At 73.6% G+C, this 24,584-nt stretch carries 21 protein-coding genes; 14 read left to right on the forward strand and 7 right to left on the reverse strand.

What is annotated here, in order from left to right; all coding sequences use genetic code 11:
• Window positions 1–2,937 carry a helix-turn-helix transcriptional regulator gene (locus HNR57_RS33380; RefSeq protein WP_184566112.1) on the forward strand — a complete coding sequence of 979 codons (2,937 nt, stop codon included), beginning with the start codon at window positions 1–3 and terminating at the stop codon, window positions 2,935–2,937.
• 27 nt (window positions 2,938–2,964) lie between these two features.
• Here HNR57_RS33380 and HNR57_RS33385 read toward each other — a convergent pair whose 3' ends face one another.
• On the reverse strand, window positions 2,965–4,206 hold the full coding sequence (locus tag HNR57_RS33385; protein WP_184566114.1) for an SGNH/GDSL hydrolase family protein: 1,242 nt from the start codon (window positions 4,204–4,206) through the stop codon (window positions 2,965–2,967).
• A 265-nt stretch (window positions 4,207–4,471) separates the two neighbouring features.
• On the opposite strand from HNR57_RS33385, the gene HNR57_RS33390 reads away from it, so the two are divergent.
• The 6 genes from HNR57_RS33390 to HNR57_RS33415 all read left to right on the forward strand — a co-directional run bounded on the left by HNR57_RS33390 (window position 4,472) and on the right by HNR57_RS33415 (window position 12,108).
• A complete protein-coding gene (locus HNR57_RS33390; RefSeq protein WP_184566116.1) occupies window positions 4,472–5,755 on the forward strand; it encodes a CAP domain-containing protein in 1,284 nt (427 codons plus the stop codon).
• Window positions 5,756–5,831: 76 nt separating this feature from the next.
• Entirely contained in the window at window positions 5,832–6,509 is a 678-nt protein-coding gene (locus HNR57_RS33395) for an AIM24 family protein (protein ID WP_184566117.1), read from the forward strand.
• Window positions 6,510–6,681: 172 nt separating this feature from the next.
• Complete coding sequence (locus HNR57_RS33400; protein WP_184566323.1) at window positions 6,682–7,737, forward strand: tetratricopeptide repeat protein; 1,056 nt, start codon at window positions 6,682–6,684, stop codon at window positions 7,735–7,737.
• Window positions 7,734–8,822 carry a polyprenyl synthetase family protein gene (locus HNR57_RS33405; RefSeq protein ID WP_313675473.1) on the forward strand — a complete coding sequence of 363 codons (1,089 nt, stop codon included), beginning with the start codon at window positions 7,734–7,736 and terminating at the stop codon, window positions 8,820–8,822. The genes HNR57_RS33400 and HNR57_RS33405 overlap by 4 nt, the downstream gene beginning before the upstream one ends.
• A gap of 338 nt (window positions 8,823–9,160) precedes the next feature.
• On the forward strand, window positions 9,161–10,120 hold the full coding sequence (locus HNR57_RS33410) for a threonine/serine dehydratase family protein (protein ID WP_184566119.1): 960 nt from the start codon (window positions 9,161–9,163) through the stop codon (window positions 10,118–10,120).
• Window positions 10,121–10,461: 341 nt separating this feature from the next.
• A complete protein-coding gene (locus HNR57_RS33415; RefSeq protein ID WP_184566121.1) occupies window positions 10,462–12,108 on the forward strand; it encodes a serine/threonine-protein kinase in 1,647 nt (548 codons plus the stop codon).
• On the opposite strand, the gene HNR57_RS33420 is transcribed toward HNR57_RS33415, so the two are convergent.
• On the reverse strand, window positions 12,100–13,551 hold the full coding sequence (locus tag HNR57_RS33420; RefSeq protein WP_184566123.1) for a serine hydrolase domain-containing protein: 1,452 nt from the start codon (window positions 13,549–13,551) through the stop codon (window positions 12,100–12,102). The two genes, HNR57_RS33415 and HNR57_RS33420, sit on opposite strands and share 9 nt — an antisense overlap.
• 72 nt (window positions 13,552–13,623) lie before the next feature.
• Between HNR57_RS33420 and HNR57_RS33425 the strand changes: the two genes are divergently transcribed.
• The 3 genes from HNR57_RS33425 to HNR57_RS33435 all read left to right on the forward strand — a co-directional run bounded on the left by HNR57_RS33425 (window position 13,624) and on the right by HNR57_RS33435 (window position 16,434).
• On the forward strand, window positions 13,624–14,595 hold the full coding sequence (locus HNR57_RS33425; RefSeq protein WP_184566125.1) for an LLM class F420-dependent oxidoreductase: 972 nt from the start codon (window positions 13,624–13,626) through the stop codon (window positions 14,593–14,595).
• 310 nt (window positions 14,596–14,905) lie between these two features.
• Window positions 14,906–15,946, forward strand: a complete 1,041-nt coding sequence (locus HNR57_RS33430) for a hypothetical protein (protein WP_184566127.1) — start codon at window positions 14,906–14,908, stop codon at window positions 15,944–15,946.
• 62 nt (window positions 15,947–16,008) lie between these two features.
• Window positions 16,009–16,434 carry an SsgA family sporulation/cell division regulator gene (locus tag HNR57_RS33435; protein WP_184566129.1) on the forward strand — a complete coding sequence of 142 codons (426 nt, stop codon included), beginning with the start codon at window positions 16,009–16,011 and terminating at the stop codon, window positions 16,432–16,434.
• A gap of 59 nt (window positions 16,435–16,493) precedes the next feature.
• Here the strand turns inward: HNR57_RS33435 and HNR57_RS33440 are convergent, their stop codons facing one another.
• Window positions 16,494–16,964, reverse strand: coding sequence for a DUF6328 family protein (locus HNR57_RS33440; RefSeq protein ID WP_221343367.1), 471 nt, complete (start codon window positions 16,962–16,964; stop codon window positions 16,494–16,496).
• A 176-nt stretch (window positions 16,965–17,140) separates the two neighbouring features.
• Here HNR57_RS33440 and HNR57_RS33445 point away from each other — a divergent pair, with 176 nt between their 5' ends.
• Window positions 17,141–17,488, forward strand: coding sequence for a hypothetical protein (locus tag HNR57_RS33445; protein ID WP_184566133.1), 348 nt, complete (start codon window positions 17,141–17,143; stop codon window positions 17,486–17,488).
• Window positions 17,489–17,512: 24 nt separating this feature from the next.
• Here the strand turns inward: HNR57_RS33445 and HNR57_RS33450 are convergent, their stop codons facing one another.
• On the reverse strand, window positions 17,513–18,496 hold the full coding sequence (locus tag HNR57_RS33450; RefSeq protein WP_184566135.1) for an aldo/keto reductase: 984 nt from the start codon (window positions 18,494–18,496) through the stop codon (window positions 17,513–17,515).
• Between the two features lie 138 nt (window positions 18,497–18,634).
• On the opposite strand from HNR57_RS33450, the gene HNR57_RS33455 reads away from it, so the two are divergent.
• Window positions 18,635–20,362 (forward strand): cholesterol oxidase substrate-binding domain-containing protein, encoded by a 1,728-nt coding sequence (locus HNR57_RS33455; RefSeq protein ID WP_313675479.1) that lies wholly within the window; start codon window positions 18,635–18,637, stop codon window positions 20,360–20,362.
• Here HNR57_RS33455 and HNR57_RS33460 read toward each other — a convergent pair.
• The gene (locus HNR57_RS33460) at window positions 20,359–20,943 is read right to left on the reverse strand and encodes a TetR/AcrR family transcriptional regulator (RefSeq protein WP_184566139.1); all 585 of its coding nucleotides are present in this window, start codon (window positions 20,941–20,943) and stop codon (window positions 20,359–20,361) included. The two genes, HNR57_RS33455 and HNR57_RS33460, sit on opposite strands and share 4 nt — an antisense overlap.
• A complete protein-coding gene (locus HNR57_RS33465; RefSeq protein WP_184566141.1) occupies window positions 20,940–22,337 on the reverse strand; it encodes an MFS transporter in 1,398 nt (465 codons plus the stop codon). Before HNR57_RS33465 ends, HNR57_RS33460 begins: the two co-directional genes overlap by 4 nt.
• 304 nt (window positions 22,338–22,641) lie before the next feature.
• Between HNR57_RS33465 and melC1 the strand changes: the two genes are divergently transcribed.
• Together melC1 and melC2 are read left to right on the forward strand one after the other, a co-directional pair.
• Window positions 22,642–23,007, forward strand: a complete 366-nt coding sequence (gene melC1, locus HNR57_RS33470; RefSeq protein WP_184566143.1) for an apotyrosinase chaperone MelC1 — start codon at window positions 22,642–22,644, stop codon at window positions 23,005–23,007.
• 32 nt (window positions 23,008–23,039) lie between these two features.
• A complete protein-coding gene (gene melC2, locus HNR57_RS33475) occupies window positions 23,040–23,861 on the forward strand; it encodes a tyrosinase MelC2 (protein ID WP_184566144.1) in 822 nt (273 codons plus the stop codon).
• On the opposite strand, the gene HNR57_RS33480 is transcribed toward melC2, so the two are convergent.
• The gene (locus HNR57_RS33480; RefSeq protein WP_184566146.1) at window positions 23,862–24,560 is read right to left on the reverse strand and encodes a ribonuclease H family protein; all 699 of its coding nucleotides are present in this window, start codon (window positions 24,558–24,560) and stop codon (window positions 23,862–23,864) included.
• Between the last annotated feature and the right edge of the window lie 24 nt (window positions 24,561–24,584).

Here is a 24,584-nt window from a genome sequence, read left to right on the forward strand (position 1 = left end):
GTGCAGCAGGGCTCATCGGCCACGCCCGTCGTCGGGCGGGATGCCGAACTCACGCGACTCTCCGGTGTGCTGGAGCGTGCGCGACGCGGTGAGGCCCGGGCCGTGTTGATCGCCGGGGACGCCGGCGTCGGCAAGACCCGGGTGCTCGACGAGGTCGGGGGACGGGCCGCCGCGGCGGGCATGACCGTCGTCACCGGGCACTGCGTGGATCTCGGTGGCGTCGGGCTGCCGTATCTGCCGTTCACCGAGATCCTGGGGGTGCTGGCCGCCGACGAGCGGTTCTCGGCTGCCCTGACCGCGTATCCCGTGGTCGAGCGGCTGCTGGGGGCCGGGTCCGATTCCGTGCGGGACGTGGACGGGCGGTTGCGGCTGTTCGAGGGGATGGCGGGGCTGCTGGCCGATGTCGCGGAGGTGGCGCCGCTGTTGCTCGTGCTGGAGGATCTGCACTGGGCCGACCAGTCCTCGCGGGACCTGCTGCGGTTCCTGCTCGGCCGGGGCGTGCTCCGGCACCGGCTGGCGGTGTTCGCCTCCTACCGGGCCGACGACCTGCACCGCCGGCATCCGCTGCGGCCCCTGCTGGCGGAGCTGATCCGGCTGCCCGTCGTCGAGCGGCTGGAGCTGCGGCCGCTGGCCGACCCCGATGTTGACCGGCTGGTGCGCGCCCTGGAGCCCAGGCCGCTGCCGGAGGCGACGGTGCGGCGGATCGTGGAGCGGGCCGAGGGGAACGCGTTCTACGCGGAGGAGTTGCTGGCCGCCACCGACACGGAGTCCGGCGGGGTGCCCAGCGGCCTCGCCGACGTACTGCTGATCCGTTTCGAGCAGCTTTCCGAGACCGCGCAGCAGGTGCTGCGGACCGCCGCCGTCGCCGGGCGCCGGGTGGACCACGACCTGCTGCGGGACGCGGCCGGGCTGCCGGAGACGGAGCTGGAGTCGGCCCTGCGTGACGCGGTGGGGCGGCAGTTGCTCGTCGCCGGGGACGACGACACGTACTCCTTCCGGCACGCCCTCGCCCGCGAGGCCGTCTACGCCGATCTGCTGCCCGGGGAGCGGGCGAGGCTGCACGGCGCGTTCGCGCGGCTGCTCGCCGGACGCGGGCACCTCGCCGAGAGCGCCGCCGAGCGCGCCCACCACTACCGGGAGAGCCATGACCTCGCCGAGGCGCTGGCCGCCTCTCTGGAGGCCGCCGATCACGCCCAGCAGGTCGGCGCGCCGGCCGAGGAGCAGCGGCATCTCGAAGCGGCCCTCGACCTGTGGCCGGCCGTCGCGGCCGAGGCCCGTCCGCCGGGCGGGGGTGCCGACAGGGTGACGCTGACCCTGCGGGCCTCCGCGGCGGCCGCGCACGCCGGGCAGCTGCACCGCGCGGTCTCCCTCACGCGCTCCGCGCTGGCGGAGCTCGGCCAGGACACCGACTCCGAACTCGCCGCCCGGGTCCGCTACACGCTCGCCGGGGACCTGCTGCGGGTGGACAGCCTGACGGCGGCGTTCGCCTACAGCAGCGAGGCCCTGGCGATGATCCCCGAGGAGCCTGCGTCGCACACGTGGGTGTGGGCGGCGGCCACGCACGTCCTGGCCGCACGCCACGTCGGGGAGAACGAGACCGCGCTGAAGGTCGCCCGCCGGGCTCTGGGAGTGGCGGAGCGGCTGCGGGTGACCGACGCCCAGGCGGACCTGCTGATCTCCCTGGCCGTTTTCGACGGCGAGGGCCGGCGCGGCCCGGAGGGCCGGCAGCGGCTGCTCAAGGCCCGGGAACTGGCCCGGAGTTCGGGCAACGCGCCCGTCGAGCTGCGCGCCCTGTTCAACCTGGCCATGGGCTGTTACGAGTCCGGTGCCCTGGCGGAGTGCGTGCCCTTCCTGACGGAGGGCCTGGACCGGGCCCGGCGCGCCGGGCTGCTGTCGTCGCCGTATCCGCTGGAGATGCGCTACCTGCGGTTGCTGGTGCTCAATGTGCTGGGCCGCTGGGACGAGTGCGTGCGCGCGGCGGCGGCCGACGCCGAGGTGCTGCCGGCCGCCGGCGGGTACACGATGGGCCCCGCGCTGTTCGTGACACTCGCGCGGGGTGACGTCGCGGCGGCCGACCGGGCGCGTGCCCTGCTGGAGGGGCCGTTCGACTGGATGGCCTCCCTGGTCGCGGGCATCGTGCTCACCGATGCCGCGGCACTGCGCGGTGATCCGGAAGACGCGGTGCGGTGGATGCGGTCCACGGTCACGGCTCTCACCGACGAGACGGGCGCCCGTCCCGATGTGACGGTCCGGCTCGCCGCCCTGGCGCTGGCGGCGCTGGCCGACGCGGCCGCCGGGCTGCGGCTGACCGGGGACGAGGCCGGGGCACGCCGCTGGACGGACACCGCGTCGGAACTGGTGGAACTGGCGCGGGCCACTGCGGCCCGGGGCGAGAACGGCGCCGCCCAGGGCCCCGAGGGGCAGGCGTGGCTGGCGCGGGCCGAGGCGGAGTGGGTCCGGGCGCGGTCCGGGCCGGATGTCGCGGCCTGGGCGAAGGCGGTGACCGCGTTCGGCTACGGCGACGTCTATGAGCGGGCCCGGTGCCGGCTGCGGTACGCCGAGGCCCTGGTGGCGGCCGGGCGGCGCGAGGAGGCCGCGGCCGAGGCCCGGGCGGTCCGGGAGACCGCGGACCTCCTGGGCGCCGCGCCCCTGCGGGACCAGGCGGACGCCCTGGTCCGTCGCGGCCGGCTGTCGGACAGGCCCGGCGGCGACGGCGGGGCGGCCGTGCTCACCGCGCGCGAGCACGACGTGCTGCGGCTGCTCGCTCTCGGCCGCAGCAACCGGCAGATCGGCGAGGAGCTGTTCATCAGCGGCAAGACGGCGAGCGTCCACGTCTCCAACATCCTCGCCAAGCTGGGCGCGTCGAGCCGCGGCGAGGCCGTGGCGATCGCCTACCGCGAGGGGCTGATCACCCCTGAGCCGTCGACGTCCGGCTGACCGGCCGGGCTTGCGCCGTGGGCGGTGTCAGCCGGCTTTGCAGTCGAGGCTCCCGAGATCGACGGCGTCGGCCATCGCCCGCATCCCCTTGTCGTTGGGGTGCAGGTGGTCGCCGCCGTCGAGGGCCGGGCGCATCCGTTCGGGGTCGGAGGGGTCGCGCAGGACGCGGTCGAAGTCGGTGACCGCGTCGAACTCGCCGCTGTTCCGTACGAAGGCGTTGACCTGCCGTCGCACCGCTTCCCCGGCGGGGTCCCACTCCTGCCAGCCCTTGTAGGGGGCGATCGTGGCGCCGACGACGCACTTCCCGGCCGCGTGCGCCCGGTCGATCAGCGTGCGGTACCCGGCGATCAGCCCGGCGCCCGTGGCACCGGGCTCGGCCTTGATGTCGTTGACGCCCTGGAAGAGGAACACCGTGCGGACGCCCGGGAGGGAGAGCGCATCCCGCTCCACGCGGTTCAGTGCGCTCTGCCCGGGACCGTCGAGGAGGACCTTGTTCCCGGCGATGCCCGCGTTGGCCACGCCTTCCACCGTGGTGCCGGACGCGGCCAGGCGGCGGGCCAGGTAGTCGGGCCAGCGGCGGTTCCGGTCGGTCGTGGACTGCCAGCCGTCGGTGATGGAGTCGCCGAGGGCGGCTACGGCACCGGTCCCCTCGCGGGGCCGTACGGTGACGGCGTCGAGGTAGAACCAGGAGCGGGTCCGCTGCTTCCAGTTCGCCGAGCCCTCCTCGGCGGCGTGGTCGCCATGCGTGGTGTACGACGTCTGCATCGCCAGCCAGTGCCCGGTGAGCGCGCCGTCCGCCTCGGGGACGTACAGGCTGACGGCGAGGGTGCGCCCGGCCGGGACGTGGCCGGGCAGCGGGTCGCTGTAGACGATGCCGCCGGCCGGAACGGTGACGGAGCGTGCGCCGTCGAAGGTGAGGCGCCTGTTGCTGCCGGGGACGAGTGCGGCGCCGCGGCGTTGCAGTCCCGCGTGGACGTTGCCGAACGTCACCGGCTCGTCGCCGAAGGCGTTGGACAGCCGCACCCTGACTCCGGTGCCGCCGACGCTGGTGTGCACCATCATCCGGTAGCCGCGGTCGTCCGCCGCCTCACCGACGTGGCCCGCGGAGGAGGCCCAGGTGACCACGCCGCGCCCGGCCGCCGCCGGGGCGCCGGGCGGCGGGCTCGGCTGGTCCCCCGGAGGTACCGAGCCGGTCCCGCAGCCCAGCACGACGCAGGTGGAGAGGGCGGCCAGGGCGGCACGGCCGCGGGGGCGTGCGGTGCGGGGCATCGTCGGCGCTCCTTCGGCCGGTCGGTCCGGTGCGGGCGGTGTCACGGGTGTACGACACGGTAGTGGTGCTCTCGTCGGCGGCCGCGGGGGGTGGTGCCGCCGGGCGTGCCGCGCCGCCGGCCGGGGACGGGACGGGGCGAAGCCACCGCGCACGACACACGCGGCCTCGGTCGGGGCGACCACGACGGGGCGGCGCGGGAACCCCCGTGCCCCGGCGGCCGTTGTCCGGGCAACCGGTCCCGCGCGGGGAGGGCAGGGCGGCACGATGAACGAGTTGGTTCCCGGGGGAAATCTGACGCTCCCGGGCGGTGCGGTGAGCGTCCGGGTGCCCGGGCCGTTCGACGTGTCCGCGCTCGTGACGGACGACGGCGGAAAGGTACGGGACGACGGCGACTTCGTCTTCTACAACCAGCCGTCGGCGCCGGGAGCCGTGCTGCGGGGCGACACGCTGACCGTGGATCCGCCGGGACTGCGCACCGGCGCGACCCGGGTCACCGTCGTCGTCAGCCCCGCCGATCCGGCAACCGCTCTGGGCGGCCTCCCCTCCCCCACGCTCCACGTCGCCGACGCGAACGGCAGCCCGCTCGCCCGCTTCACCCCGCCGCGCCCCGGGCCGGAGACGGTACTGCTGCTCGCGGAGCTCTACCGGCGCGGCGGCCGCTGGAAGCTGCGCGCCCTGGGCCAGGGGTACGCCGACGGACTGGCGGGACTCGCCCGGGACTTCGGCGTCGACGTCATGGACGGCACACCGCCCGGCGCCTCCCCCGCGCCTGATCCCGACGGCTTCCTGTCCTTGGTCAACTCGGCCCGGAGCGCGGCCGGTTCACCACCCCTTTGCCTGGACGCCCGCCTGGTGTCGGCGGCCCGGGAGCACGCCGCCGCCATGGCCGCCGCCGGGCGTCTCGGCGTCGAGACGCGCGACGGCGTCTCCGTCTACCAGCGCGTCGTCGGCTCCGGATTCACGTACCTCGCCATCGGCGAGCACCTGGTGTCCGGACCGCGCACGGCCGCCGAGTTCGTCGCGTACTGCGTGCGCACGGACGGGCCCCGGCGCACCCTGCACGACCCGGCGTTCACCCACGCCGGATTGGCCTACGTGCACGACGGGCCGTCGGGTGACACCTTCTGGACAGCGCTGTGGGCCAGGCCGTTCACGCCGGACGGGCTGGCCGGCACGGCGGCGGCCGTCACCGACCTCACCAACCGGGAGCGAGCCCGGGCCGGGCTCCCGCCCCTGGCCCCCGACCCGTTGCTCACCACGGCCGCCCAGGCGCACAGCGCGGACATGGTGGCCCGCGCCTTCTACGCGCACACCGCCCCCGACGGCTCCCGGCCCTGGGACCGGGCCGCCGCGGCCGGTTCGACCCGGCGTGCCATCGGCGAGAACATCGCCTGCGGCCAGCGCTCCCCCGCCGACGTCGTGGAGGGCTGGATGAACAGCCCCGGCCATCGGGCCAACATCCTGAAACCCGGCTTGACCCACATCGGCATCGGCTTCGCCGGCGGCGGCCGGGCGGGCACGTACTGGACGCAGCTCTTCGGCGGTTGACCCCGGCGACCGCGCCGCAGGCCGGGCCTCCCGCCCGATCTTGGCGGAGGGAGACGCTCCGGGCGAGGATGCCGGTATGAAGGGTGACCTCTTTTCCAGTGAGCACATGGTGCAGCCGGCCGTGGCGCCGGGCATGTCGATCGAGAACTCCAAGTGCGTCCGGTACACGGTGAACGGTGAGATGCTCGCCCGGCAGGGCGCGATGATCTCCTACCGCGGCAACCTCCAGTTCGAGCGCAAGGGCCAGGGCGTGGGCGGCATGCTCAAGCGCGCCGTCACCGGCGAGGGGCTGCCGCTGATGGCGGTGCGCGGACAGGGCGAGGCCTGGTTCGCGCACGAGGCGCAGAACTGCTTCATCGTCGACGTCGAGCCCGGCGACGAGTTCACGGTCAACGGCCGCAACGTCCTGTGTTTCGACGCCACGTTGTCGTACCGCATCGCGACCGTGAAGGGCGCCGGCATGACCGGCGGCGGCCTGTTCAACAGCGTCTTCACGGGGCACGGCAAGCTGGGCCTGGTGTGCGAGGGCAATCCCCTGGTCATTCCCGTCTCGCCGCAGTACCCGGTGTACGTCGACACGGACGCGATCGTCGGCTGGACCGCGGGCCTGCAGACCTCGCTGCACCGCTCCCAGTCCATCGGCTCCATGCTGCGCGGCGGCTCCGGCGAAGCCGTGCAACTGCTGCTCCAGGGCGAGGGGTACGTCGTCGTCCGGCCGAGCGAGGCGACACCGCACAAAGCCGGCCAGCACTGAATGCCCGTCAGGTGATCTGCGCCTCAGAGGCAACCCGGTCCGTGCCGCCGACGTCTTGATCGGCAACAGGTGATGCCCTGGCCCTTGTGGCCAGGGCAGGTTTCCACCCTTCTATACACGTCATGTATACGCACTGTGTATACATGGGGCGTATATGGACCGAAAGGCTTCGATGTACGGCAAGGCATTCGCCCCGGAGTACCAGGGCGCGCTCACCACTCTGTCCGTCAACTCCTCACTGACCGACGTCCTGGCCGCCGGTACCGAGCAGTTGAGAGCGGCCGAGCGCGCCGGACAGCCCGGCGAGGCGGCGCGTTCCGGGCTCGCGGTGGCCGAGGCGCACCGCCGGCTGGGCCGGGTCGAGGACGCGGACCGTGCGTGGAAGGCGAGCTACCGCGCGGCCCGGCAGGCCGGGGACGTCGGGGCAATGGCCTGGGCCCTGTGGAGCGGCGGCACGCTGGCCCGGCAGCGCGGCGCGCTCCCGCTGGCCCGCAGGCTGCTCCAGCTCGCCGCCGACCTGGGCGAACAGGGCGGGGACATCGTCGTCCGCGGCTACTCGCTGGCCGGCCTGGCCGAGACCGGCCGCATCCAGGGCGACTACGAGGCCGTCGGGCGGCTGCACGAGCAGTTGCTCGCCGAGGCCCGGCGGCGCGGGGAGGCGCGGCACACGGTGTGGGCGCTGGAGGGCATCGCGCAGATGCACCGCAACACCGGCCGCTACGACACGGCGTACGCGCTGTTCGAGGAGGCCGCCGAGATCGCCGCTCGTGCCGACGACCGGCGCGGCCACGCCTGGGCGCTGCGCGGGCTGGCCGATGTGGTGTCGGTGCGCGACGGCGACACCGAGCGGGCCCTGGAGCTGCTGAGCGAGGCGGAGACGACGTGCCGCGCGATGCGGCTGTCCAGCGCGCTGGCCTACAACCACAAGATGCGCGGCAACGTCCTGTACCGCGCGGGGCGTTACGCGCAGGCGCGCGAGATGTACGAGCAGGCTCTGGAGGAGTTCCGCGAGATGAGCGAGCCGCGCGGGGAGGCACTGTCGCGGCTGGGGCTCGCCAAGTCCCTGGCCCGCCTGGGCCGCGACCCCGACGAGACGGCGGCCGAGCTGGCCGATCTGGCCGGCCTGCTGGAGCGCATCGGCCTGCAGCACGCCCGGCGGATGGTGGCCCGGGCCCACGAGGAACTCGGCATACCGGCCGCCGGGCGGGCGACGGAGGCGGCACGGTGACGGCGCTGCCGACGACACTGGAGGCGGCCCGTCGGGGCACCGCGACGGCAGCGCCACCGGCCGCGCGGCGCGATCCGGCGACCGGCGCGGACGGCGCCCTCCGGGTCCTCGACCGCTGCCGCGCCCTGGTCCGGCCGGCCCTGGAGGAAGCCGTCGGGCGGCTGCACCCGTGGGTCGGCGAGATGGCCGCGTACTCCTTCGGCTGGTGCGAGGTCGGCGGTGCGCCGGCCGTCGCCTCCGGCGGCAAGGGCGTACGGCAGGCGCTCGCGGTGCTCGGGGCGGAGGCGGCGGGTGCTCCGGGGCGGGCCGGGGTGGCTGCGGCCGTCGCGGTGGAACTGGTGCACACCTTCTCCCTGTTGCACGACGACATCATGGACGGCGACGCGGACCGGCGGGGCCGCCCGACCGTGTGGAAGGCCTACGGCACGGGGCCCGCGGTGCTCGCGGGCGACGCGCTGTTCGCCTTGGCCGTCGAGACCCTCGCCGCGCAGCCGGGAGGCGCGGGAGCCGTACGGACTCTGTCCGTGGCGCTGGGTGACCTGGTGCGCGGGCAGGCGGACGACCTGCTGTTCGCCGACCGCCCGTGGACGGGGCCGGAGCGGGTGAGGCCGGACGAGTACCGGGCGCTCGCGGAACGCAAGACGGGTGCGCTGCTGGGCTGCGCGGCAGCGCTGGGTGCCGTGCTCGGGGGTGCCGGCCCCGAGACGGCCGCCGCGCTCGACCGGGCGGGCCGGCACCTCGGAGTCGCGTTCCAGATCGTCGACGACGTGCTGGGGATCTGGGGCGATCCCGGTGTCACCGGTAAACCGGTCCACGGCGATCTGCGGGAGCGGAAGAAGACGTTCCCGGTGCTGGTGGCACTCGGCTCCCCGCTGGGTGGCCGTGTCGCCGCGCTTCTGGAGACGGGTGACGCGCCGGAGACGGCGGCGCTGATCGAGGAGGCGGGCGGCCGCTCGGCGGCGCTGGCGGAGGCCCGGCGGCACATCGGCACCGTCGAGGCGGCGCTCGCCGGGGCGCCGTTGGCCGCGCACGCCACCGGCGACCTGCGGTCGCTGCTCGCCTACCTGGTACGGCGCGACACCTGACCGGCGCGAACGGACCGCCCTCCGGGCGGGCGGGGGTGCTCCGGCGAGGCCGACAGCGCGGGGCAGGCACCGGAGGCGACACGTGAGTGAACGCGAGATGGCCTGCGGGTCGGGCAAGGCGGTCCTGAGCCGATGTGAAACGGCCTGCGGGTCAGGCTGGGGCGGTTCGTGCGATGGGCCCCCGTGACAGCGGGGACTTCCCCCACGGCCACCGATCCGCCCTGCCGGATCCGCCGGCCCGCGCTCCACCGCTCGCACCGCTTTTGACCTCGCCCCCTTCCGCGCGTCAGGGTTCGACACGGCGCGTTCCTCGACCCCGCGCCGGAAGGATGGCTGCCATGATCGGCATCTCGGAGATCGAGGCGGTGGCCGGGCGGATCGCCGGGCACGTGGTGCGCACCCCGACGGTGGACAGCCCGGGACTGTCTGAGCTGCTCGGCGCATCGGTGACCGCCAAGCTGGAACTGCTGCAGCGCACCGGCTCCTTCAAGGCGCGCGGGGCGACGGCGAAGCTGCTGTCGCTGGGCGAAGCCGAACGGGCCGCCGGGGTGGTGGCGGTCAGCGGCGGCAACCACGGGATCGCCCTGGCGGTCATGGCCGCGGCCCTCGATGTGAAGGCCACGGTGGTGATGCCGCGTTCGGCACCCGCCCGCGCCGTGGAGATCGCGGAGGCGGCCGGGGCGTCGGTGCGGCTGACCGACGACATGGACGGCGCGTTCGCGCTCATGACACGGCTCCAGCAGGAGGGGCTGACCCTGGTCCACCCCTTCGACGACCCGGTGGTGATCGCCGGGCAGGGCACGGTCGGGCTGGAGTTCGCCGCCGACGCCGGTGAGCTCACGGACGTCCTCGTGAGCATCGGGGGCGGCGGCCTGATCGCCGGTGTCGCCGCCGCGCTGCGGGCCTGCCGGCCGGGGGTGCGGGTGTGGGGCGTGGAGACCGAGGGCGCGCAGGCCATGTCCGAGGCGCTGGCCGCGGGCGGCCCGCTGCCGGTCGCCCTGTCGTCGATCGTCTCCACCCTCAGCGCCCCGTCCGTGTCGCAGCTGACCTACGACCATGTCTCGGCCCTGGTCACGGAGGTTCTCGTGGTCCCGGACCGGGAGGCCGTGCAGGGCTCCCTCGACCTGGCCGACCACGCCAAGGTGTGGGCCGAACCGGCGGCCGGCTGCCTGCTTCCCGCCGCCCGGCAGGTCCTGGAGCGGGTCGGCGACGGTGCCCGGCTCGGCCTGGTGGTGTGCGGGGGCAACGTGACGACGGGCGACCTGTTCGACTGGTCACGCCGCTTCGGTCTGCGCTGACGCTCCGGCCGCTGTCGGGGAATCCGTCGCGGAATTCATCGGAGGGCTCCGAGTTCAGACGTTGTACACGTCCGCATTTACCGACGGTTACCTCCAGGCCGGGCCGTAATTTACTAATCCAGGCCTGCCGCGGGCGAATTCCTCGCGCCCGTGGCAGCCCCGGGCAGCCGAGGTGAACCGCACCAGAGCGCGCGAAAGACCGTTTTCCCTCGCACACTTGACCCCATCTCTTGAACAAAAGACAAGAATGAACACGGAGTTGCGATCGGATTGAACGCGGGCGGGCTCACCCCCCGTACCTCTGGAAAAGGTGAGAGCCAGGTTTCCAGCGAGGGATGGCCATGGGCAGGGCGCACGTCTCCACACACCAGTTGGTCGCCGGCCGGTACCGGCTGCTCGAGATCATCCAGCGGGAGACCAACCGCATCTGCTGGTACGCCGAGGACACCGGGAACGGCGAGTTCTCCCGCCCGTGCCTCGTGACCCAGGTCGGGCTTCCGGAGGACCCGCGCGGGTCCGAGCGCCGGGCCGCCGCCCGCCTGCTGCGCACGACCGAGAACATGGCGCTGCTGTGCCCCGGCCGGATCGCCACGGTCGTCGACGCCGTGGAGGAGGCCGGCGCCCTGTGGACCGTCAACGAGTGGATCGACGGCACTCCGCTCGGCGAACTCCTCTCGGAACAGGGCACGTTCAACTACGTGCGGGCGGCGCGTATCGGCCTGGAGCTGCTCGACGTGCTGGACGCCGCGCACGCCCAGGGCATCACACACGGCGAGCTCAGCCCGGGCCAGGTGTTCGTGCGCGAGGACCACTCGGTCGTCGTCACCGGCTTCGGCCTGGCCGGCGCGACGCTCGCGCCCCGTCTGACGGCACCGGCGTACGCGTCCCCGGAGCAGGCCCGTGACCAGCGCATCGGTCCCGCGGCCGATCTGTGGGCGCTGGGCGCGATCCTGTACACGATGGTCGAGGGGCGCCCGCCGTTCCGGGACCGGGGGCGTCCGGAGAACACGCTGAAGGGCGTGGACCGGCTGCCGCTGCGCACGCCGGTGCGCGCCGGACCGCTCACGCAGGCCGTGCAGGGACTGCTCCGCAAGGACTCACGGGAGCGGCTGACCCGCCCGGTGGTGCATGAGGCACTGACCCGCGCGCTCAGCGAGGACCCCGAGGCGGCCCTGGCCTCGGCGCCGGTCCCGCGGCTGCGCGGCGCCTACGCCGCGCTGCGCCCGGGGAGCCCGGCGTGGAGCAGACGGACCATGGTGGCGGGGACGGCCCTGGCGGTCGTCACCGTCGCGGTCGCCGTGCTCGCCGCGACCCAGGGGCTGCCCGGCACGGACGGCGGCAGCGACGCGGCCGAATCGCCGGCCCGGCCGCCGGCCTCCGCCGCCACGCCGGGCGAGAGCACCGGCGGCGACGGTCCCGATCCTTCCGGACCGCCCAGCCCGCCCCCGTCCCCCTCCCCCACCCCCACTCCGTCGTCCCCGTCCTCCACTCCCACGCCCACGCCGTCCGCCCCGGCCACGGCCCTGCCGCCCGGCTTCCAGCGCTACCGGGCGCCGGAGGGCTTCTCCGTCGCGCTCCCCGAAGGTTTCAAGCGGCTGGACACCGACCGTGACGGCGATGCGTACCGGGTCGTCTTCGGCGGCGAGGGGGACGGCCGGACGCTGGCCGTCACCTACAGCGAGCAGGCGGGACCCGACCCCGTGGCCGTGTGGCGGGACGACGTCGAGCCCAACCTCAAGCAGGCCGACGACTACGACCGGATCGGGGCGATCCGCGCGACGACGTACCTGGGCCGCAAGGCCGCCGACATGGAGTGGACGGCAGACATCGACGGCACCCGGGTGCACACTCTCGGCCGGGGCATCCTGCTGGGCGGCGGCCGGAGTTTCTCGCTGCGCTGGACGACCCCGGACGCCGACTGGGACGACGCCGCCAACCAGCAGGCCCTGCGCACGTTCTTCAAGACCTTCCGGGTGGAGTCAGACTGAGCCGCGCGGGGCGCGCAGACCGGTGAGCCGGTCGCCGTGCAGCGGCTCGGTGAGCCAGTGCGCGGTGAGCGTCCCGTCCGCCAGGGAGCAGGTCAGCGCCAGACGGTGCGGGGTCTCCAGGAACACCACCTCGACGGCCAGCGTGCCGGCGTCGGTCCAGCCGCCGCTCACCGCGGTCGGGACGGGTTCCTCGGCGACCGTCCAGCCCTCCGGTGCGAGGCGCAGGCCGAGCCGGTCCGGCCGGTCCGGCCGGTCCCCTTGTCCGGTGAGTGTGAGCGTCCAGCCGTCCCCGTCCCGGGTGAGCCCGGCGGACCGGACCGGCCCCGACCCCGCCAGGGGCGCGAACGTGGCGGTGGCCCAGTCCCGGTCCCGGTCCGGGGGCGCGGAGCGGCCGGGGGCGGGCGGCAGGGCGAGCCGGCCGAGGCGCTCGGCCAGCTCCGCGTCGGCGGCCTCACGTCCGGTCAGCGGCCCGGGGCCGAAAGCGGGCAGCAGATGTTCCCAGACGAGGTTCAGGTACTGCTGCATCCGCTCGGTCGCCGCGGTCGACGCGATCACCACGTCCTGCTCCGGCAGCACCAGGCAGAACTGGCCGTACGCGCCGTCGCCCCGGTAGCCGTGCCGGGACGTCCAGAACTGGTAGCCGTAACCCTGGTCCCAGTCCTGCCGGTCCACGTCTCCCATGGCCCCGGCGGTGGGTATCCGGGGTCGCGAGGCACGGGCCGCCCATCCCCGCGGCAGCAGCCGTTCGCCCTCCCAGAGCCCGTCGCGCAGATACAACTGGCCCAGGCGGGCCACGGCGTCGGTGGTGGCGTGCAGACCGCTGAAGCCGAGTTCGCGGCCGGTGCGGTCGCACCGCCAGGCCACCTCGCCGATCCCCAGCGGGTCCAGCAGCCGGGGCCGCAGATAGGCGCTGAGCGACTGGCCGGTCACGCGCTGGACGATCGCGGCGAGGGTGTACGTCGTGGGCTGGTTGTAGGCGAAGACGGTGCCGGGATCCTGGTCGGGCGGCAGCAGCAGGAAGCCCCGGACCGGCTCGGCGGGGTCCCGCGCGAAGGCCTCGTCGACGGTCTCCCGCCGGTGGCCGCTCGCCATGGACGCCACGTGCCGTACGAGCATGGCCCGGCTGCGCGGGTCGGTGATGTCGGCCTCGAACTCCGGGAAGTACGAGATCACCGGCGCGTCGAAGTCGAGCAGCCCCTCGGCCTCCGCCAGGGCGGCCGCGGTGCCGGTGAAGCTCTTGCTGAGCGAGTACAGCAGATGGGGCCGTTCGGCGGTGTACGGCGCCCACCAGCCGGAGGCGACCATGCGCCCGTGGCGCATGATCATCAGGCTGTGCGGCTCGATCTCGGGGGCGGCTTCGAGGGCGTCGAGGAATGCGTGGACTCCGGCGGCGTCGACCCCTTGTGCGGCGGGGCCGGAGGACGGCAGGGCGGAAGCGCTCATGGATGCATCCTGCACCCGTCGGCGACCTTGATCGAGCCGTTTCCGGGCCCGCTGTCAGGGGACTCGCCGGTTATGGTGCAAATCGGATACACGATGATGACCGAGCAGGCCGGCCCCCGTGACCTCGTCGACCATGTGGTCCGGGCCGAGGAGGCCGGCTTCGACTTCTCGGTGACCTCCGACCACTACTTCCCGTGGCTGCGCTCGCAGGGTCATTCGCCGTACGCGTGGGCCGTGCTGGGCGCGGCCGCCCAGGCCACGTCCCGCATCCCGCTGATGACGTACGTGACGTGCCCGACGTTCCGCTACCACCCCGCGGTGGTGGCGCAGAAGGCGGCGACGCTGCAGTTGCTGTCCGAGGGCCGGTTCCGGCTGGGACTGGGCTCGGGCGAGAACCTCAACGAGCACGTGGTGGGCGGCGGCTGGCCCTCCGTCGACGTGAGGCACGAGATGTTCGAGGAGGCCGTGGAGATCATCCGCGCCCTGTTCAAGGGCGGGCACGTCAACCACCGCGGGACGCACTTCGACGTGGAGTCGGCCCGGCTGTGGGACCTGCCGGACGAGGCGCCGCCGATCGGGGTCGCCGTCTCCGGTGAGCGGTCGTGCGAACTCGCGGGCCGGCTCGGGGACCTGGTGATCGCCACGGAGCCCAAGGCCGGGCTGCTGGAGGCCTTCGACCGGTACGGCGGCCAGGGCAAGCCCCGCGTCGGCCAGCTGCCGGTCTGCTACGACCCCGACCGGGACACGGCCGTCAAGCGGGCGCACTCCCAGTTCCGCTGGTTCGGCAGCGGCTGGAAGGTCAACTCCGAGCTGCCGCACCCGGATTCCTTCGAGGCGGCGACCCAGTTCGTCACGCAGGACGACGTCGCCGACGCCATCCCGTGCGGTGACGACCCGGACGCGTTCGTCGAGGCCGTCCGCCCGTACGCCGAGGCCGGGTTCACCGAGGTCGCCCTCGTCCAGATCGGGGGCGAATCGCAGCCGGCGTATCTGGACTGGTCGGAGAAGACGCTCCTGCCGGCGCTGCGCGACGCGTTCGGCTGAAGCTTTCGGCCAGCGCCTCGACGGCCTCTTCCACGGACTGAGCCCTCCGCCCCGGGGGGCTCTTCTTCACGATGGCGCTCACCCGCTGGGCCTCCTCCGTCGTGGGCACGTGGTACTCCGTACAGCGGCGCAGTGTGACGTGCGTCTCCTGTCGCACCATGCCGAGCATGGTCGCGCACGCGCGGCCGGTGGGGACAACGGTTTTCGGACGGGCCGCCTCTCGGACGTGAACATCGAGGTCAGCGGGTGCCGCTAGGCTTCCGTGCGCACTTCGTGCCGTCCCGTCCGCCCCGCCTCAGGAGAGTCGTCCGTGACCGTTGCCATCACCCCGCCCGAGACGTCCCCCGCCGCCCCGGCGCCCGTCTCCGACCACGTCGCGCGGGACGCGCGGGAGTTCGGGGCCTACGCCCGGACCGGCGGATGGGCCTTCGGGCTGAGGGTGGCGCGCAGTGTGCGGCCCGGCGGGCAGGACGCGGACGAGACGCCCAAGGTGTCCGCCAAGGAGTTCGCGGAACTCGCCGGCTGTTCCCCGGAGCGGGTCATGCGCTACTACAAGGCCTGGGACCGGGCGGCCGACGACGGGATGGTCCCGCACTTCGAAGCGCTGGCGCCGGGTCAGGAAGTCGAACTGCCGGACTCCGGCGTGTGGCTGAGCTACTACGTCTCCCGCAACAGCGCGACCTCCGAGCGCGGCACCGCCATCACCGAGGCCGCCGAGGCGGAGGGCATCCGGCCCACGAAGGCCCTGGAGGTCGCGGAGAACCCCACCGCCCTGCGCGCCGCGATCCTCGCCGACCCCTCCACCGCCCGCGCGGCCCGCCAGGCCCTGCTGGACCGGGTCCGGGAGGACCCGGAACTCCAGTCGGAGCTGGCCCGTGACGTCGTGCGCACCGACGAGCTGAAGAAGGCCGTCGCCGGGGAGAGCCGGGCGGCCGACCGGATCGGCTACGTGCGCCAGATCGCCGAGTCGGGGCAGATCAGGACGCCCGCCGGGCAGACCGTCGACGCGCCCGCGGACCTGCGCCAGGAGGCCGAGCGGCATCTGTCGCTCATCGACGAGCTGGACGAGGGCGAGGACGCCGGCGAGTGGGCCGCCGAGGCGTACGACACGATGAAGTCCCTCGTCGTCGAGGTCGTGGAGGCCGACCCGGGGCTGCGGGTGCAGGAGCGGCGCACGAAGTTCTACAGCAGCCTGCAGAAGGCGACCAAGGTGTTCGAGGAGCTGACCTTCGACGACGCCGGGGAGTTCTACGAGGACGACATGGTGCAGCGCCTGGAGGAGCTCCAGCGGGCCGTCTCCGTCTGCATCGAGTCGCTGCGCGGTGCCCGCGGGAATCACCCGGTCGGCTGAGCATTCCGGCGGGATCGGGGGTACTAGAGGGCTCTACGTCGGTTCTTCCCGGAGGCCCCCTCGTGAACTCGTTCGTCCACAAGACCCTGGTGGTGCAGCTCCAGGCGGGCGACACGGAACGTTTCTCCGTGCTCGCCCACCTGAGCTACGACGCCGCGGACCCGTTCGCCGTCACCGTGGTCTTCAGCCATGACGGCCGCGTTCTCGCCCGGTGGCAGTTGGACCGGGAGATGCTCGCCGAGGCGCTGCGGCGCCCGGTGGGGGTGGGCGACGTGCGGATGCGTCCCCAGGCGCGGGGCATGTGGCAGGAGCTGCGCATGGAGTTCCTCGGCGACGCCCGCGCCGACGGAGGACGGCACCACGCGGTGGTGTTCGGGTGGGCGCCGGGCTTCGCCGCGTTCCTGCGCGAGACGTACGAGGTGGTGCAGCCGGGCCGCGAGGAGGTCCACGTCGACGACTTCCTGGCGGGCGTGCTCGCCGGGGGCTGAATCAGGGCGAGCCGTCTCGAGGGGAGCCCGCTGCCGGCCGGCAGCGGGCCACCGTACTGTCACCTCGACGTGTAGCGGTGCCGCGTCCACAGCGGCAGGACGAACCAGCACAGCAGGTACCAGGCGACCACCCCGGCGACCAGGTAGGGCACGAAACCGTTGTGCGTCGCCACGCGCAGGATCAGCAGCAGCGAGGAGGTCGTCGTGGCGAGCAGCAGCACGAGGCCGAGCAGCGTGAGCCGCGAGGCCAGCTGCACCGCCTGTGGCTTCACGCGCCGCCCGGACACGAGGCGGTGCAGGGACACCGGGCCTATGAGCGCCCCGGTCGCGCAGGCGCCCAGGACGACCGTCACGAGGTAGATCGTCTGGTCGGTGCCGGAGAGGTCGTCGTACTTCTCGGTGAACACCACGGTGAGCAGAAAGCCGAACAGGATCTGCACGCCCATCTGCGCCACGCGGACCTCCTGGATGAGCTCCTGCCACATCCGGTCCGCTCTCTCCTCCTCCGTCTCGTTGCGCCCCCGGCGCATGACCCCGCCCTCTGCCGTGTCCGCCACTGCTTCCTCCTGGTGTGAGACCTGAGACCTCCTCTTTCCCGGGTTCCCCGTAACAACTCGCCGTCCCCGGGACCGCGGCGGTTTGAGCGATCAGGGGGCGGTTACACGGACGGCGCGAATGACGCAGAGCCCGAGGAGGTCGTGGACGCATGTCCGGTACGCAGCTCACCGTGACGCTCAGCGGCGGAGGCGCCGACGACGCGCGAGTGGTCGTCCGCGCCCTGGAGGGCACCTTCGGGGCGCCGGACGAGCTTCCCGCCGACGAGAACGCGACGGTGCACACGGCGACCTTCGACGGAGAGCCGGAGGCGGGCCGCGCCGGCGGTGGCGGGGAGGGTTCCGGGCGGCTGTCCGCGCCGGTGACCGTCACCGTGCAGGGCAGCCCGGAGGCCGTGCGGCGGGCGAGCGACACGCTCACCCGGGCGTTCACGGCACGCGACGACGGGGCCGCCTCCGGCGACCAGGAGCAGGAGAGGGAGCTGCTCCTGGAGCCGTGAGAAGCGGGGCCGTGAGAACCGGCCTCACCAGCGGGATTCGACCTGGTCCTTGATCCGCCGGTCGTACAGGTCACGGATCGCCGTGAGCGTCTCGCCGGGCAGACCCGGCAGGCGGGCGGCGGCCGCGTTGGCCCGGGCCTGCTCGGGTGAGCGCGCGCCGGGGATCACGGTCGTCACACCGGGCTGCTCGATGATCCAGCGCAGGGCCAGCTGGGCCGGGGTGTAGCCCTCGGGGGCGAGCGCCGCGAACTCGGCGGCAGCCTCGACGCCGGCGGCGTAGTCGACGCCGGAGAAGGTCTCGCCCTGGTCGAAGGCCTCGCCGTGCCGGTTGTAGGTGCGGTGGTCGTTCTCCGGGAAGACGGTGTCCCGGGTGTACTTGCCCGACAGCAGGCCGGAGGCCAGCGGCACCCGGGCGATGATGCCGACGCCCGCCTCACGGGCGGCCGGGAGCACCTCGCGCAGGGGCTTCATGCGGAACGGGTTGAGGATGATCTGCACGCTCGCCACGTTCGGCCGGGCGATCGCGGTCAGTGCCTCCGCGCAGGTCTCGACGCTGACGCCGTAGGCGGCGACGCGCTCCTCCTCGACCAGGGTGTCGAGGGCGTCGAACACCTCGTCCGTGGAGTAGACGGGCGTCGGCGGGCAGTGCAGCTGCACCAGGTCGATCCGGTCGACGCCGAGGTTGCGCCGGGAGCGGTCGTTCCAGGCGCGGAAGTTGTCGAGCACGTAGTTGGCCGGGATCTGGTCGACCCGGCGGCCCATCTTCGTGGCGACCATGACGTGCAGGTCCGGGCGGCCGCTGAGGAACGCGGCGATGGTCTGCTCGCTGCGGCCGTCGCCGTACACGTCGGCGGTGTCGAAGAAGGTCACCCCGGCTTCGGCCGCCGTCTCCAGTACCGTCAGGGCTTCCTTGTCGTCGACGTCTCCCCAGTCGGCACCCAGCTGCCAGGTGCCCAGACCGATGACGGAGGCGTGCTGATCCGACCTGTCGAATGTGCGCTCTTCCATGGGCGTCAGTCTGTCACCCGTCACGGCGCCGCGCGGAACGTTCGGCTCCGGCTCGTCGAGCCCCCACGATTCACTCACACGAGTGAATCGATGCGACAGGAACACGTCACGTGTCAACGGGCCTCTACCGTGGCGCCGGTGACTACCGGTTCAGCCAACAACCACCCGTCCGAAGCCTCGCCCTGGACCCGCCGGGGTTTCCTCCTCAGCGCCGCGGCTTTGGCCGCGGTGCCCGGTCTGCCGGCGGATCCCGCGGCTGCCGCCGCGGAGTTGCCGGACTTCCCGGCGGACGTCGCGCTGTACCGCTCGGCCTACCGCAACTGGGTCGGTGAGATCACCGCCGACGGACTGTGGGCCTGTGCGCCGGACGGGCCGGACCAAGTGGTCGCCGTCGTCAACTGGGCGTGGCGGCACGGGTGGCGGGTGCGCGCCCGGGGCGCCGCGCACGGCTGGTCGCCGCTGACGGTGACGGAGGGAACGCCCTCCGGGGCCCCGGTCCTCCTGGTCGACACCACGGCCCACCTCACGGACCTCGCCCTGGAATCGCCGACCGCCGTGCGCGCCGGGACCGGCGTGACCATGGAGGACCTGCTCACCTTCCTGGAGGGGCACGGCCTCGGTGTCACCGCGGCACCCGCTCCCGGCGTCCTCACGCTGGGCGGAGTCCTGGCCGTCGACGGCCACGGCACGGCCGTCCCCGCGCGGGGCGAGCCGCGGCGGCCCGGGCACACCTACGGCTCGCTCAGCAACCTGATCCTGTCCCTCACGGCCGTGGTGTGGGACGACAGGGCCGGTGCGTACGTGCTGCGCACGTTCCGGCGCGACGGCGCGGACGGCGCCGCGCTGCTCACGCATCTCGGGCGGTCCCTGGTCACCGAGGTGGTGCTGCGCGTCGGCGCGAACACGAACCTGCGGTGCGTGAGCCTCACGGACATCCCGGCCGGAGAACTGTTCGCCGCGCCCGGCTCCGGCGGCGGCCGGACGTTCGCGAGCTTCCTGGACGAGGCGGGGCGGGTCGAGGCGATCTGGTTCGCCTTCACCGAGCACCCCTGGCTGAAGGTGTGGAGCGTCTCCCCCGCCCGGCCGCTGACCTCGCGGAAGGTGACACGGCCGTACAACTACCCGTTCTCCGACAACGTCCCCACGCCGGTGGCGGAGCTGGTCGGCCGGATGACGTCGGAGGCGGCCTGGTACCTCGCGCCGGTGCTCGGCGCCGCGCAGTACGAGGCCGCCGCCCTCGGGCTGGTGACGACGCTGTCCGCCGACCTCTGGGGACCGTCCAAGAACACGATGCTGTATCTCAAGCCGACCACGCTGCAGGTGCACGCCAACGGCTACGCGGTCCTCACCGCGCGGGACCGGGTGCAGCGGGTCGTCTCCGAGTTCGCCGCGTTCTACCGGGAGCGGCTGACGGCGTACGCCGCCTGGGGCAGCTTCCCGGTCAACGGCTCGGTGGAGATCCGGGTGACCGGACTGGACGACCCGGCCGACACCGGCCTGGCCGGGGCCCGTCCGCCGCTGCTGTCGGCGCTCCGGCCGCCGGAGGACCACCCCGAGTGGGACACGGCCGTGTGGCTGGACGTCCTGACGCTCCCGGGCACGCCGGACGCGGAGGCGTTCCTGCGCGAGATCGAGCGGTTCCTGCTGCGCACGTTCGACGGCGGGTCCGCGCTCACCCGGGTGGAGTGGTCCAAGGGGTGGGCGTACACGGACGACGACGTGTGGAGCGACCAGGAGGTGCTGGGCGGCGTCGTCCCGGCGGCGGTCGGCCGGGACGCGTGGGCGGAGGCGAACGCCGCGCTGGACCGGCTCGATCCGCACCGCGTGTACGGCAACGCCTTCCTGGACCGGCTGTTCGGTCCCTAGGGGGTGAGGTACGCCTGCACGGTGGGGGCGTACCGGTCCACCAGGGTGTCGACGGTGCTCGCCCTCAGCTCGCTGCCACGGGCGATGCCGTACATGACGCCGAGGCCGAGCAGGGTGGCGACGGCGAGTTCGGCGCGCAGGCCCGCGTCGGGGCCGGCGAGACGGGCGGTGAGGCGGTCGGTCACCTGGGTGCGGAAGTTGGCGCGCAGGGTGTCGCCCTGCTCGCCGTGCAGGGGCGCGAACACGATCCGCAGCAGCGGGTCGGCGCCCTGCTCGGACTGGCTGACCAGGACGTGCCGGACCATGTGCGGGCCGAGGCCGTCTAGGGGCGCCGCCAGCAGGGCTTCGGCGTCGGACTCGAAGGACATGACCCGGGCGAACAGCGTGTCCTTGTTGCCGAAGTACTTCAGGATCAGCGGCGGACTCACCCCGGCGCGGTCGGCGACGGCCTTGAGGGTGATGTCGCCGTGCGCGTGTCGGGCCAGCAGGTACCGGGCCGCCTTCAGGATGGCCGTCCTGGTCGACTCCGCGTCCCGGCGGGCGGGCGTGGGCGTGACGGGTGGAGTGCTCACGGCACTCATGCTCCCTCCAACGCCCCGTCGCGCGCGCCCGGGGTGCGCACCCGGGCCTGATCCGGACCGTCGGTGACGTCCTGGCCGGTGTCGCCGGGGATGCACAGCGCCGCAGCGGCGGCCACGAGGGCGACCGCGCCGGCCATCGCGAACGCCAGCAGATAGCCGTGCAGGGTGGGCACCGGGGCACCGCCGACCGGGCTGGTGTGGTGCACCAGGACGGCGGCCACGGCGGCACTGGAGCCGGCCTGGCCGATCGTGCGCAAAAGGACGTTGACGCCGTTGGCGGAGGCGGTCTGCTCGGCCGGCACGGCCCGCAGGATGAGGGTGGGCAGCGCCGAGTAGGCCAGGGTGGTGCCGATCGCGACGACCGTGGCCCCCGCGATGATCATCCACAGCTCGCGGCTGTCGGCGATGCGCACGGCGTACCCGGCCGCGATGACCGCCGCCCCGAGGGCCAGGGTGACGCGCGGCCCGCGGGCGGCGGAGATCCGGGCGGAGACGGGCGACAGCAGCAGCATGACGATGCCGCTCGGCAGCAGGCACAGACCGGTGGCGACGATGGACAGCCCGAGCCCGTACCCGGTGGCCTCGGGCGCCTGCACCAGCTGGGCGGTGACGAGGGTGTTGGCGTAGAACGCGAACCCGGCGAGCAGCGCGGCCACATGGGACAGACCCACCCGGGGCTGCCCCGCCAACCGCAGGTCCACCAGCGGCCGTTCGGCGCGCAGCTGCTGCCACGACCACAGCGCCAGCACGGCGACCGCGGCGGCGAACAGCCCGACGACCCGCCCGCTGCCCCAGCCCCACTGCCCGCCCTGCGACACCCCGAGCAGCAGGCAGACCAGCCCGGCGGCGAGCCCCAGCGTGCCCGGCACGTCGAAGCGGCCGGGCTCGCGCACCGGCGACTCGCGCACCGCCCACGCGACCAGGGTCACGCCTGCGGCACCGAGGGCACTGGTCACCCGGAACATGGTGTGCCAGTCGAAGTACTGCACGATCACCGCGGCCAGCGGCAGGCCGAGTGCGGCGCCGATGCCGACGGTGGAGCTCATCAGCGCCACGGCCGATCCCCGGCGCTCCGGCGGCAGTTCGTCCCGCAGGATGCTGATGGACAGCGGTACGACCGCGGCGGCCGCTCCGGACAGGGTGCGGGCGGCGATGAGCACGGCGATGTCGGAGGTCAGCGCGCACAGGACCGAGCCGGCGGTCATCAGCCCGAGGGCCGCCATGAGCACCCGCCGCTTGCCGTACATGTCGCCGGCCCGGCCGAGGACGGGTGTGAGGACGGCACCGGACAGCAGGGTGGCCGTCACCATCCAGGAGACCGTGCCCGCCGAGGCGCCGGTGAGCCGGGGCAGGTCGGGCAGCAGGGGTACGACGACGGTCTGCATGACGGCCATGAGGATGCCGCACGCGGGTGTCGCAGACCGGACCGCCGAATCGCGCCAGTTTCGCGGCGTGACGCGCACCACGGACAGCGGGCCGCACCGGCAGAAACATCCGCCACAGCACCCCTCACGGGCGGAACTTCCCCTTCCGCGCCCCCGCGCCAGCCTGTCGAGGCAAGATCATCTTGGTTCAACCTTGCACGACATAAGGGGAATTGCCCGGATCGCAGCCAACCGGCTCGCGTGGATTTCTCCCGGTAGCGGGCGGGCCGGTAGGCATGCGGGGACATCAGCCGAACCCACCCTGGAGGTCCGCATGCCGGAACTCAGCCGTCGCAGCGCGCTCACCGCCGCGGCCGTCCTCGCCACGAGCGCGGGGACGTTGTCCGCCGTCACCCCGGCCTCGGCCGCCGGGCACCACGGGTCCCCCGGGACCTTCGACGAGGTCTACAAGGGCCGCCGGATACAGGGCCGGCCGGCCACCGGGTCCGGTCACCACCACCACGGCGGGGGATACGCGGTGTTCATCGACGGGGTGGAGCTGCACGTGATGCGCAACGCCGACGGCAGCTGGATCAGCGTCGTCAGCCATTACGACCCGGTGGCCACCCCGCGGGCCGCCGCCCGCGCCGCGGTGGACGAGCTGCAGGGCGCACCCCTGCTGCCCTTCCCCGCCAACTGACCCGCCCCGCAAGGCATCTGGAGCAACCGCACATGGCTGTCCGCAAGAACCAGTCCACCCTGACCGCCGACGAGAAGCGGCGTTTCGTCGCCGCGCTGCTGGAGCTGAAGCGCAGCGGCCGCTACGACGAGTTCGTCACGACGCACAACGCGTTCATCGTCTCCGACACCGACAACGGCGAGCGGACCGGGCACCGCTCACCGTCCTTCCTGCCCTGGCACCGAAGATTCCTCCTGGAGTTCGAGCGGGCGCTGCAGTCGGTGGACGCCTCGGTGTCGCTGCCCTACTGGGACTGGACCGTCGACCGTACGCCGCGCGCCTCGCTGTGGGCGCCCGACTTCCTCGGCGGCACCGGACGGGAGCGGGACGGCCGGGTGACGGACGGGCCGTTCTCCTCGTCCGGCGGGAACTGGCCGGTCAACGTGCGGGTCGACGGCCGTACGTTCCTGCGGCGCTCCCTCGGCGCCGGTACGCGCGAGCTGCCGACGCGGGCCGAGGTCGAGTCGGTGCTGGCGATGTCCACGTACGACATGGCGCCCTGGAACAGCGGCTCGGACGGCTTCCGCAACCACCTCGAAGGGTGGCGGGGCGTGAACCTGCACAACCGCGTCCACGTCTGGGTCGGCGGTCAGATGGCCACCGGGGTCTCCCCCAACGACCCGGTGTTCTGGCTGCACCACGCGTACATAGACAAGCTGTGGGCCGAGTGGCAGCGCCGGCACCCCGGCTCCGGCTACCTGCCGGTCGCCGGCACGCCGAACGTGATCGACCTCAACGAGACGATGCGGCCGTGGCACGACATGAGCCCGGCGGATCTGCTGGACCACACGCCGCACTACACGTTCGACGTCTGATCAGACGCTCGAGCCCGCGCGGCACTCCGGGTGGCCCCAGCCGCTGTCGTTCTTGGCGATGGGCTCGCCGGCCGCGTACGAACGGCCGCACTGGCAGCGGCCGGGGAACTTCGCCTTGATGGTGCGCGCGGAGCCCTTGCTCCCTGCGGCCTTGGTGGTGCGCGGGCGGGAGCGCGGGGCCTTGGCCGGGGTGTCCGGGGCGGGCGGCGGCTCGGGAGAGCCGAGGCCGCTGCCCGCGGGCTCCTGGACGGTGGCGGCCTGGCTGGCGGCGCGGTCGGCGAAGTCGTTGAGCCGGTCGCCGTCGACCTGGTGGGCGGGGACGTAGCGGAACTCGACCGACCGGCCGTCCAGGAGTTCGTCGATGCGCACGACGAGGTCCTGGTTGGCGACCGGCTTGCCGGCGGAGGTCTTCCAGCCGTTGCGCTTCCAGCCGGGCAGCCAGGTGGTGGCGGCCTTCATCGCGTACTGCGAGTCCATCCGGATCTCGAGCGGCACGTCCGGGTCGGTCGCCGCCAGGAGGCGCTCCAGCGCGGTCAGTTCGGCGACGTTGTTGGTGGCCTTGCCGAGCGGCCCCGCCTCCCACCGCTCCGGTGTCCCGGAAGCGTCGGCGACGACCCAGGCCCAGCCCGCGGGCCCGGGGTTTCCCTTCGAAGCCCCGTCACACGCGGCCACAACACGTTCACGCATGCGCTCGATCATGCCATGACCGCGGTGGCCGTCCGG

The sequence above is a fragment of the Streptomyces paradoxus genome, assembly GCF_014202475.1.
GTDB classification, from domain to species: Bacteria; Actinomycetota; Actinomycetes; order Streptomycetales; family Streptomycetaceae; genus Streptomyces; species Streptomyces paradoxus.